2 protein-coding genes are annotated in these 1,186 nt (G+C 70.2%); one reads left to right on the top strand and one right to left on the bottom strand.

Annotation, left to right across the window (positions count from 1 at the left end):
* Window positions 1–443 (bottom strand): cellulose binding domain-containing protein (locus tag JNW91_RS31475; protein ID WP_203179054.1); only part of this gene is annotated, 443 nt, incomplete at its 3' end.
* A 167-nt stretch (window positions 444–610) separates the two neighbouring features.
* Here JNW91_RS31475 and JNW91_RS31470 point away from each other — a divergent pair.
* The gene (locus tag JNW91_RS31470) at window positions 611–1,111 is read left to right on the top strand and encodes a glutathione peroxidase (RefSeq protein ID WP_203179053.1); all 501 of its coding nucleotides are present in this window, start codon (window positions 611–613) and stop codon (window positions 1,109–1,111) included.
* Window positions 1,112–1,186: the final 75 nt, after the last annotated feature.

Here is a 1,186-nt window from a genome sequence, read left to right as displayed (position 1 = left end):
GGCGGGGTCGTGGTCGGCGGCGGAGTGGTGGGCGGAGGGGTGCCGCCGCCGCACGCCGCGCCGTTGACGGTGCAGTTCAGCGGCGCCTTGTAGGCGCCGGTGCCGTTGTAGCCCCAGCTGAACGAGGCGCCGGGGGCGAGCGCGCCGCCCCAGCTCTTCTTCACGGCGACGTAGTGGTTGCCGCTGCTGGTCACGTCGGCGTCCCAGGAACTGCTGATGGTGGTGCCCGACGGCAGGTCGAACTCGATGCGCCAGGTGCTGACCGTGGCGCTGGACCCGTTGGTGACGGTCACCCTCGTCTCGTGACCGGTCCCCCAGTCCTGCGCCTTGGTGAACGTGGTGGTGACCGTGCCGGCGCCGAACGCGGTGGTCACCGGCACCATCGCGACGGTCACGGCGACCACGGCACCGGCCCAGAGGGCCCGGCGGAGCGATCTTTTCATGAGGCGTCTCCTGAACTGTTAGGAAACTTTCCAAAAGAGATGGTGAGACGGTACTCACGGCGTCATCACTTCGTCAAGATGTGCATGTTTCGATTTCTCCTGGTGCATGGAGTGCACCCGCCGCGCCCCTACCCGGCGGCTCACCGCCCGGCGCGTAGCCTCGGGCCATGACCGTCTTCGACATCCCGATCGGCGCCCTCAACGGCGGCCCCGCGGACCTGGCCCGCTACCGCGGCAAGGCCCTCCTGGTCGTCAACGTGGCCTCCCGCTGCGGCCTGACCCCCCAGTACGCCGGCCTCCAGGCGCTCGCGGACTCCTACGCCGAGCGCGGCCTGGTGGTGCTCGGCGTGCCGTGCAACCAGTTCGCCGGGCAGGAGCCGGGCGGCGCCGCCGAGATCAGCGAATTCTGCCAGGTCAACTACGGGGTGACCTTCCCGCTGACCGAGAAGGTCGACGTCAACGGCCCCGACCGGCATCCGCTCTACGCCGCACTCGTGGACACCCCGGACGCGGACGGGCACACCGGGGACGTCCGGTGGAACTTCGAGAAGTTCCTGGTGGCCCCGGACGGCACGGTCGCCGCCCGCTTCGCCCCGACTGTCGAACCCGACGCCGACAACCTACGCGCCGCGATCGACAAGACCCTCCAGGTGATCACGGCGGTGTAGACCGGCAGGGCGTACGGGGTGAGGAACAGCGCCCGCAGGATGGCCCGCCCCCGGAACGGCCGTTGCAGCACCACC

Source organism: Micromonospora parastrephiae (assembly GCF_016802865.1).
Taxonomy (GTDB): domain Bacteria; phylum Actinomycetota; class Actinomycetes; order Mycobacteriales; family Micromonosporaceae; genus Micromonospora; species Micromonospora parastrephiae.
This window is presented reverse-complemented; position numbering and strand designations above follow the sequence as displayed.